General features: G+C 51.0%; 7 protein-coding genes. 4 read left to right on the forward strand and 3 right to left on the reverse strand.

Annotation, left to right across the window (positions count from 1 at the left end):
• Positions 1-489: 489 nt before the first annotated feature.
• On the forward strand, positions 490-813 hold the full coding sequence (locus tag V6D20_05260) for a DUF2605 domain-containing protein (protein HEY9815198.1): 324 nt from the start codon (positions 490-492) through the stop codon (positions 811-813).
• Positions 814-917: 104 nt separating this feature from the next.
• The gene (locus V6D20_05265) at positions 918-1,229 is read left to right on the forward strand and encodes a DUF2973 domain-containing protein (GenBank protein HEY9815199.1); all 312 of its coding nucleotides are present in this window, start codon (positions 918-920) and stop codon (positions 1,227-1,229) included.
• 490 nt (positions 1,230-1,719) lie between these two features.
• On the opposite strand, the gene speY is transcribed toward V6D20_05265, so the two are convergent.
• The 3 genes from speY to V6D20_05280 form a co-directional block, all read right to left on the reverse strand.
• On the reverse strand, positions 1,720-2,904 hold the full coding sequence (speY, locus tag V6D20_05270) for a deoxyhypusine synthase (protein ID HEY9815200.1): 1,185 nt from the start codon (positions 2,902-2,904) through the stop codon (positions 1,720-1,722).
• Between the two features lie 892 nt (positions 2,905-3,796).
• On the reverse strand, positions 3,797-4,492 hold the full coding sequence (locus V6D20_05275; protein ID HEY9815201.1) for a response regulator: 696 nt from the start codon (positions 4,490-4,492) through the stop codon (positions 3,797-3,799).
• Positions 4,493-4,584: 92 nt separating this feature from the next.
• Positions 4,585-7,809 (reverse strand): PAS domain-containing protein, encoded by a 3,225-nt coding sequence (locus tag V6D20_05280; GenBank protein ID HEY9815202.1) that lies wholly within the window; start codon positions 7,807-7,809, stop codon positions 4,585-4,587.
• A 530-nt stretch (positions 7,810-8,339) separates the two neighbouring features.
• Here V6D20_05280 and V6D20_05285 point away from each other — a divergent pair.
• Positions 8,340-9,026, forward strand: a complete 687-nt coding sequence (locus tag V6D20_05285; protein HEY9815203.1) for a hypothetical protein — start codon at positions 8,340-8,342, stop codon at positions 9,024-9,026.
• A 682-nt stretch (positions 9,027-9,708) separates the two neighbouring features.
• A partial coding sequence (locus V6D20_05290; GenBank protein HEY9815204.1) for a DUF1611 domain-containing protein occupies positions 9,709-10,368 on the forward strand: 660 nt, incomplete at its 3' end.

The raw sequence follows: 10,368 nt of genomic DNA on the forward strand, positions 1-10,368 counted from the left end.
TTGTATGGCGAATGCGCTTGAGGAGATCGGATTCGCTGGTCTTGGGCAGACGAATGGGCTGCTGTTCGGCGGGCTGAGCTTGCATAGAATCGGAAGAGGCGTCTTGAGGCATCGGTCACTAATCAGTCACTAATCGGTCACGAAACAAAATGCAGGTTCCTAAGGGCAAGGGGAAGGGGAAGGCTCTCATGCGATCGCTTTATGGATCACCCTAGGATTGCTCTCTATCTTATCGAGAGTCGGCGGGATTCGGAGGCTCTCATTCAGGGAGAATTCAGTAAGATTTGAGAAAGTTCCTGTTGTTCTCATTTAATTTTTGTCTACAGACTAGATGAAGTCAGGCTTTGAGGGGCGATCGCTTCCTGACGATGGCCCTAAACTGGACTGGTACAATGGAAGAGTGCCCTGGAAAAATATCAAAAATTGTTACGAAACGTAAATTCTATTAAGATTAATGTAGTAGCCTAATAATCTAGATTAAATAAACGCATGTTTAGTTCGAATGCACCGGAGCCCGAATTATTGAAGGCACTACTGGAGCCGCTTTTAGACGACTTTCAATATTGGTTTGGGCGATCGCGATCGCTGCTTGAAACCCAAGAGCTTGAGTTTTTGGGCCCTGAAGAGCAGTCTGATCTCCTAGCACGGGTAACGACGGCTCAGCAAGAAGTGAGTACCGCTCAAATGCTGCTGCGCGCCACCGATGGTCAAGTAGGAATCGAAACCTCAATATTGATGCCTTGGCATCGGTTGGTGGCTGAATGCTGGCAGGTAAGCCGCCGTAGCCGGACGGCCCGCGTTCAGGGTGACTAGTTAGCTAGGCTCATAACGCTTCGTTTCTAAGGTTTGAGTCCAGTGGCGATCGCCCCTTCTGAGTCAATTCGCGATTTGGTTTGGTTTGCTCTTAGGAGAAAGAAATGTTACATCTGCTTTATATTGTTGCGTTTGCAGTGTTGGCGTTCTTGGCCGTCGGCAACTTGATTCGAAATTTAATGACCCTAGGGGCGGAAGTCCGTCAAGAGCCCAGCAACAATCGGTCGGGGTATGGCAATTCGATGGGCTCGTCCCGGATGTCATCCCATCCTGAACTGCTGGATGAGACGGGAGCTGTGGTTAAGGAGCCCTATTTGGTGATGCGATCGATTACGGTTGATGATGCGCGCAAGCGTCTAGACGCCCTCTATCAATCATCTCCCAGCACAGACGAGACCCAGGACGAAACGCTTTAGGTTGGGGTTTTCGCCGAAGACGGAAGAGCTGCTCTAGCGCTGCCTTAGAATTTTAGACCCCAAACTTCAGGAGAGTTGTAGCTTGTGGCTCCTGAGGTCTGGTGGTTTGTCACGTCTTGCTGGCTGGCACATCTTAAGCAGCCAGCCCTGTTGACTTGTGAGATACAGCAGCGCAACGCATCAAAGCCCTGCAAGACGGTGCGTTACGGCTATGCCTAACAGCAGGCGACAACAAGATTTATTGAGATCCACCTCCTAGATCATGGGTTGGAACTATCTACACCATAGATGCGTCAAGTCACCAAACACATGATCCAGTTGTGAGGACTAGCCAGGGGTAATCTCTGGCTAATTTTTTTGGCCGATTGGACAGATTTAGATGGTTAACATCAACATGGTTGACATCAAAGTTGTCTAGACACAAAGCTTTGCCTAGAGCCAGGGGCTGACCCTCGGCGATCGCTGCCGCCGAAGGTCAAGCGGTGAGAGTCTATCGGCGGATGGGTGTACCGCAGGGATAGGTAGCTGGGGCGCTGGTGGCACCGACGAGCTCAGAGGGGTTAGCCGCTTTCTGGGGATTTGACTTGGCGGCTTCATAGTCGCGCTTTAGGTTATCCATCAACTCACCTCGGCGATCGTAGAGCCGCTTCAGCGATCGCGCAGGGCATTGGTTGATCACGTAGGAGGCAATGATCGGCAGGGCAATGGTGCTGTCGGTGTAGCAGACAATGGTGCTCGGCAGTTCATTGGGATCAACCTTGCCCCAGCTCACCGCTTCGTTAGGCGTAGCTCCTGATAGACCGCCGGTATCCGGTCGGGCGTCGGTAATTTGCACGAAGAAGTCGTGACCCCGCTCTTCTAGACCCAGAACCTCATGGAGTTGGGGCTGGGTTTGTAGCAGGAAGTTCTTGGGACTGCCACCGCCGAGGATCAGGGCAGCGCTCTTGCCTTCTACACCGGGAATACCAGACTGACGGGCCCCGTAGACGATGGCGGCGGTTTCATTGACGTCAATCGAGGGATCAATCATCAACTGGGATCCTTCCAGGGCGATCGCTGCCACGTTCATGCCGATGGAGCTATCACCAGGGGATGAGGTGTAGACAGGCACGCCACATTCGTAGGCGGTCGAAAGCAGCGATCGGTGGGTGACGCCAAGCTGGGTCTCAATTTCGTGGACATAGCGGCCCAGCAGGTGATGGAACTCAGCGGTGCCCATCCGTTTTTGGAAGGGAGCCGATCGCAGAATTTCGCGAATGAAGGCATCAGTTTCCAGCAGCACATCGTAGTCAAACACGATGTCGTAGATGCGAATGCGTCCCTCTTGCCGCAGCTTGATATCGTCTACAAAGGGATTGCTGGCATAGAGGCTCAGCCCTAGCCCGTAGTGCATGTCATGGTATAGGTTGGCCCCGGTGCTGATGATGTAGTCTATAAAACCGTGCTGCATCAAGGGTGCCAGTACCGACACGCCAAAGCCTGCTGGGGTCATGGCACCGGAAAGGCTGAGTCCAACGGTCACGCCCTCTTGTAGAACCTCACGACTTAACAGATGGCAGGTTTCCCGTAGCCGCGCTGAATTGTAGGCGGTGAAATACCCATCTACGAGATCTACCACGTTGATACTAGCGGGCATGGGCACGGGTGCAATTTTATGACTCAGTAGTTGAGACATGAGACTCCTCCTAAGCAAAGTAGATATTGAGGTGGACGAAGGGGTGAGCATTTGCATCGGGGAGGGAAACAGTCATGGCCATTGCCCCAGGAGCGATCGCCCCCAGACTGTGTAGACTCTAGCCATGATGATGGTTGTTGACCGAGGTAGGCCGTACGTTGCTGCTCGTTACCTTGGGGTAACGAGCGTTCTTCGGTTCATAGCTCAAGGTCAACCCCAGGTTTAGGACTTGCTTATGTATGCGAGTTGTAGCCCAATCCAAGGTTAGGTCTAGCTTGTCCATTTCAGACAGCATAAACCTCATAGATCCTATGGATCCGTTTCCCTATCCCGGCATTATTGAATGTTTCTCAAGACTTACCTGACCGGCTGAACCCATTGCAGCGTCTGAGATCCGGGTAGTCAGGCGATCGCTCACGACTGATCACTGACTCACATCTCAGGGGCTCTCAAGCCGGTCAGACCATACTAGGCCCTTCACATCGATCCGTCCAGGACAGTGCTGGGTCACACCGCCGTCGGCGCTTCAATTTCAGCTCTAAGTACCACAAAGGTCTCCAAGGGTACTCAAGTAAGGCAAAACGTTTCAACGCTTCTCAACCTTCCGTAATACGTTCTGCATTCAATTTAACACTAACGTTTGTGAAATTTATCCCCAAAATGGCGGAGATTGCACAAATCTTTGCTACAGGGCGCGAGTTTGACAGCGATCGTGCCGTTCTAAACGTCCATGAACTCCATTTGGAAGGCTAGAGACTGACCTGGGTTGCCTCATGGCGGTGCGTTACGGCACCTTTCGAGGAGATATAACCCGTTCGTAAACGGTCACAGACCCCATGCTAGGGGTTGCTGGAGCCATACCGTGAGCGACCTCATAGTCTATAGGATGGCGTTAGCCCATGAGTTCATTAAACTGATCAAGGAGCTTGGCTGTTTTGTCGTCCACCAGTTTAGGCAGCAGGCGATGCTGGTTCAGCAGTTCTACCCCTCGATGGGACTCTTCTTTGAGTATTTTGAGGTAGCGATCGAGAACGTCATTGGCGGTGCGATCGTTCAGCAGTTGCACCACGAGGTTGATGTTGGAAATTAAGCCGCTAAACTCGTCGGAGAATTGCTCCAAGAGGCGATCGCTTTCGATGGAATGTTCTTCCAAGGCCGTTAGTTTTTCTTCCAGGTACGAGGTTTGGCGCTGGGCCGACTGACTGCGCTTCATGATCATGGTGTGTTTTTGCAGCCGGGCTCGAATGCTATCTAGTAATTCATGGCGCGTGAAGGGCTTGGTGAGATAGTCATCGGCTCCTAGGTTCATGCCCTGGCGCTGGTCTAGCTTATCGGTGCGGGCGGAGAGAAAAATGAAGGGAATCGCTGCCGTTAGGGGATTGTGACGCAGGGCGTTTAAGACGCCGTAGCCATCAATCCCTGGCATCATAATGTCACAAACGATTAAGTCGGGCTGCTTTTCTCGCACCAAGCGGAGACCGAAACTACCATCTTTAGCGCCGATGACGTTGTAGCCCTCGGTTTCTAAAATAGCGGCAATGTTTTCCCGAATCGGTTGTTGGTCTTCAATGACAAGAATAGTCGTCATGCGTTAATACTCCAGGGGAGTGGCGTCACAAAGTAGGGTGGCAGTGGTACGGGGATGGAATAGTTCCAGGTTAGGAGGCGATCGCATCAGGATCAATCGACGGACGGTGTTTGGGTGAGGGGGAGAGTGACGGTGCAGGTTGTGCCTTGGTTGACGTGGCTGACTAGGGTAATGGTGCCGCCATGCAGCTCCACGGATTTTTTCACAATGGAAAGTCCTAGACCTGTGCCCTGCGTAGTTCCCACATTGCCCGCTCGATGGAATTGTTCAAATAATCGAGCTTGATCGGCATCGGGAATGCCAATGCCTTGGTCGGCAATGGAGAATACAACAGACCGTACATCTAGCATGATGGAAAAATCTACAACTCCGCCAGGATGAGAATACTTAATTGCATTGGATAGGAGGTTGGTGAGCACCTGTCGTAAAAGCTGCTCATCGGCTTCAATCACCAGGGATGCGATCGCGTCTGGGGCAAACTGGGTTTGGATCACCACATTGCGTTTATAGCCCGTGCTAATTTGCAGCTCTTCACTGAGATTTTCACAGAAGGGGACCAGGTCAATGGGGATGGGCTGGAAGGGCACGCGACCGGCCTCGGCACGTCCAATCAGCAGCACATCGTCGAGCAGGCGGGTCATCTGCTCCACCCCGGTTTGAATACGTTCGTAATGCTTTAGGCGCTTCTCCTCAGAGCATTTGTTGCCAAAGTGGCGCAAAATTTCTGATGAACCCAGGATGGTAGCCAGGGGGGTACGAAATTCGTGTGATGCCATGCTGATGAAGCGAGATTTTAATTCATTAAGCTGTTTCTCTTTTTCCAGGGCATTGCGAATTTCCTGCTCAACGCGCTTGTATTTGGTGATGTCTTGGGTGGTGACCATGCCTGCAAAGCAGTCGCCTTGACTATCCTTGAGGGGCGTGACCTGGACGAGATAGATGCGATCGCGGAGAGATATTTCAAGACTGCTAGATTCACCAGCCAGTGCTTGGCGGTAGTGTGGTTCTAACTGCTCAGCAATAGACGCTGGAAACACGTCCCAAAGGGTTTTACCCTCAATGCTGGTTTTGGATAGATTCATCAACTCCAGCCCGGTGCCATCGGCGATGGTATAGCGCAGATGGGGATCAAACAGCAGCACTGCTCCGTTGGGAAAATTCTTAGCCAAGGTGCGATACTGCTCTTCACTTTGGCGTAGCTTTTGTTCTGCTGTGCGGCGGGCGGTGATGTCTTCACAGGTGCCGAGAATGCCTACCACTTGGCGATCGCTGTCGTGGAGAGGAATCAGATTCTTGTCGATCCAATATTGCTGACCATCAGCTTGGATCTGGGCTTCTATCACATGGTACTGAGGACAGTCGGACTCCATGACGCGGCGATCGTCTTGGCGATAGTACTCAGCAGCATCGGGAGCCCAGGAGAACAGATCGAAGTCGGTTTTTCCATCACCTAGGTCTGCAGGAGATTCCAACCCCACCACATGGGCGAAGGCCAAGTTACAGCCGAGATAAACCGAGTTGCGATCCTTCCAGAAAATTGCTTCGGGGATATTGTCTACCACCAATTGCAGCAACTGCTGGGATTCATAGAGCTGGCTTTCAACCCGTTTACGCTCGGTGATGTCAATGCCCACAAATACGGCGGCATGGTCTTGGGCATACTTTTGGGCGACGACTAGATACTCATACTCAGTGCCGTTAATATCCAAACGGGTTTCACGGGTGGCGGTGTGGCTGGAACTAGTGAAGAATTCTTCTACAAAGGTGTTAAATTCCAACCGTCCGCCTAGGAAACCGATGGGTTTTCCGCTAAAATCTTCTGGCGATCGCCCAAATGCTTCCGCCATGCGCGTATTGACGCCTTGATAGACCAAATCATCGCGGATCCAAGAAATCAAACCCGGTACCGCATCCAACACCACCCGCAGCTGATCCTTGGCGCGTTGGAGTTCGGCTTGGGTACGTTTGCGATCGCTAATGTCGCGAATAATCACCATCACCTCATGGCGATCGCTGACGGCAAAGCGGGCTTCGTAGTCATAAAGGGTGTTGCCTAGCTTGAGCTGATACTCAAAACTCTGGATCACCTTTGTCTCTAATGCCCGCTGCACATAGGTCAAGGTCATCTGGGCAATTTCGGGGGGAAAGACATCGGTGAGGTGTTTGCCCAAGAATTCATCATCGGGTACTGGGATCACCCCATGGGCATCGGGTTTCTTGTTCACCAAAATGCCATCTCGGGTGATGCGTAAAATGGCATCCGGCAGGGCTCCTAGCAGGGCCCGATTGGTGGCCATGCTTTGTTTGAGAATAATTTCGGTTTGTTGCCGCTTGAGAGCACTGGCAATAATCTCTCCGACCAAGATCAAGAGCATGATGGTGTCTTGTCCCCAAGACCGGAGCGATCGCTCTGCATCTAGCCCCACAAAACCCAACAGGGATTGCTCCAGCACAATAGGTACCTGGATAGCTGCCTTCATTTGCGGTTGGCGATGGAGCAGGCGATCGCTGGGTGGCGTGGGTGGCAGGGCAGCAATAGCAAAGCCACGCAAGCTTCTCAGATGGTCTAGGCGATCGACATAGTCTTGAATTTGCAGATTTTGGTAGTTGGCCTGCAAGGAGAGACTTGTTGAGGCACACCATTCATGGGTATTCGAGATCTGGCTTTGGTTTTCAGAGACACGAAAGAGATAGCCGCGATCGGCTCCGGTAAATTCAGCGATCGCCTGTAGGGCACGGCGGATGCCATCATCGATTTGGGCTGCTTCTAGGGGGATAAACTGGGCAGAAATTGTCGTTACTAGTTCTTCTAGGCGAATGCGTTGCTGCAGGGCTTCTTCGGTTTGATGGTGCCGAGTAATTTCGTCTTGCAGTTGGGTGTTGAGTTGATACTGCAAGAACTGTTCGGAGGTCAGCAGCCCTAAGGGATGTCCTTGCGCATTGACGACCGGCAGGTGATGGATGGCATGACGCTGGAAATAGTGGGCGATCGTTTCTGGATTCTGGAGGTCTAGTTCTGACAAGCTAATCACCGGCGTGGTCATTACATCCTGAGCACAGACGACGGCAAAGGCTGGATCAGGCGTAAGAGCTTGAATGATATTTTTGCTGGTGATGATGCCTACAAGCCGCTCTGCATCAGTCACTAAAGCGCAGTTGGGCCGCGGGTCAGGCGATCGCCAAGGTAGATCGGAGTGGGGATCAGAGTCGGGTAGAAACTGCGGTGCGGACTGCACGCAACTCATTAACCGCAGCACCTCAAGGAGTGGGGTGTCTGGGGTCACGGTTACAACAGTATGCAATAGGGAATCGACCATAGGGTGCAAAAGTTGGGAATCACCCAAGAACACAAAGGGTTCTCAAGGTTGTGCAAAGCGTAAGATGGTGCAAAGCGTGATGATGGTATAGAAATGAATGGGTGTCCTATTACGCAGGATGCCCAAAACTCGTTGTTGATTCCCATCTGGCTAGGATGAATCTCGCGATCGCTGTCTCCATTTTGGTAACCAAACTCATGGGAGCGATCGCACCAGTTAGGGTAGACATAGGTGAGAGCACCATCCCAAATCATAGATTGCGGCCGCAATTGTCTATTTTCTATGGGCGGCCGTGGGATGTGTGAGGGTGCATCTCAGCTTTACACGTTGACCTTCACCCCCCAATCCTTTCTTCCTTTTTTGGGAAAAGGAGCGCCGGTTTCAAAGTTCCTCTCTCGCTCTGAAAGGGGGATTTAGGGTGAGGGCTACAAAAGTGGGATACCCCCATTTGTGATTCCCTCTGCATCGATGTGTGGCTTAAGCCAATGCTGGACAATGATCTAGTTTGTACATCATCCCCTTCAACACATATGACTCGTTTTCTTTCGTTTCGCTGGCAATCCCCCCGTCTCGTTTCGGTGATGGTCTTGACCTTATTGATCATGGGCTGTCAAAGCAATCCATCAGCGATCGCCGAACCCAACAACAATCCGGACGCTACTATTTCATCCCCGAGTGCTGATCTGACGCTACCCGACGATAGTGCTATGCCGCCGTCCGTGCTTAATAATGTTCTCCAAGACATTGAGAAGCGCACCGGCATCGACGCCAATCAACTGACCTGGGTTGGCGCAACGGCCGAAACCTGGTCGGATGGCTGCCTGGGGCTAGGTGGCCCGGCAGAAAGCTGCCTGATGGCCTTAGTCGAAGGCTGGCAGGTGCATGTATCCCATGATCAAGAGGAATGGTTCTATCGCACGGATGCCACCGGGCAAACGGTACGGTGGATTGATACGGATCTGCATTCGCCCCTTCCTCCCTCGTTGAGCGATCGCCTGTTGCAAGAGGTGGAAAAAGAGACTGGGCTAGAACGCGATCGCCTGCAGATCACCAATGCCACCAGCGCTGTCTGGAATGGCTGCCTGGGCATTGAGCCAGAGGATGGGGTCTGCACCGAGATTGCTATCTTTGGCTGGCGGGTAGAGGTTGATGCTGATGGCACACCTCAGGTCTATCACACGAATCACGACGGTTCAGACATCCGCCGCCATTCGTAAGCAGCGCTTAACTGCGATGATGGTGCGCTGCTGTTCTTGGCTTAAGACAACAAGTTAAGTTAAGACTCAGTGCCGTATAGCGTCAGGGATATCTCAATCGATACCTCAATCGATGTTTCAATCAATGTCTCATCAGTCAATTGGGTATTGGGATAGATTTATTTGCCTGGATGCGCTAGTTGTCAATACCCCCAAGGCTGATTAACATTGAGGGCGATCGCTTTTCTTGATTTACTTGTAAGAAAGCGATCGCTTTTTTAGCTGTAGGATGGGGGCGATCGCTTTAAATATCTGGAGATCTTAGAAAGATATCAAGTTAGTTCTAGATATTTACTTGACAGACAAGCTAAGGTTCATTTGCTTTATATGTGTGATCCGGCACGAAAAAGTAATGTATGCTACCATTGTTGTGACCTAGATTTAAGCTAAGACTCAATCAAGACGTAGGATCTAAGACGCAAGATCTTTGCTGTCAAATAGTTTTAAGTCTCTCATAGAATTTACCTAACCGTATAGATTTGCAGCACAGCTTGTTGGTACACGATTAAAACGTGACAACTTTGGCGCGGAAAAGCATTGTGTCATTTTTGCATGGCTATACAACGTTGAATTGTGAGAAAGCTGAACTACATTTATAAACGCTTTCCGAATAGTTAAGAATAAAGTGAAGGAAGACATTGGTATGGCAATCATTAAAGAAACAGCTTTAGTTTACTGTGAAGGTCAATTTGGCTTGTTGGATGGAAAAACCGCTGCCGGACTCGTTCGCCACTCGGAGCTATATACCATTCTTGGCGTTATTGATAGTTTGCGATCTGGCGGTGATGCAGGAGAAGTCTTGGGTGGAGCCTGCAATGGCATTCCTATTTTTGCCAACCTAGATGAAGCATTGAGTCAATTTCCCTCCGTGCCGGATTGCTACATCTATGGAAAAGCTCCTCTAGAAGCTTACATACCACCCCATGAGCGGCAGAGTATCTTAGATGCCATGGAAAAGGGCATGACGATCATTAATGGTCTTCATCAGTTCTTTTCAGACGATGCTGAATTTGTGCATGCGGCTGCCCAGTATCATGTTGAGATTAAAGACATCAGAAAGCCTCCCCAACTCAAGGATCTGCATGTCTTTACGGGGCAGATTTCTAGGGTAACGGTACCGGTGATTGCTGTTTTGGGAACGGATTGCGCTTGTGGAAAAATGACCACTGCCATAGAGCTGAATAAGGTTCTTAATGGACTGGGTCTTAAGTCTATTTTGGTGGCAACGGGGCAAACAAGTTTGATTCAGGGAGCCAGGTATGGCGTCTCCATCGATGCATTAACATCGCAGTTTGTGATTGGT

This window comes from Candidatus Obscuribacterales bacterium (genome assembly GCA_036703605.1).
Taxonomy (GTDB): domain Bacteria; phylum Cyanobacteriota; class Cyanobacteriia; order RECH01; family RECH01; genus RECH01.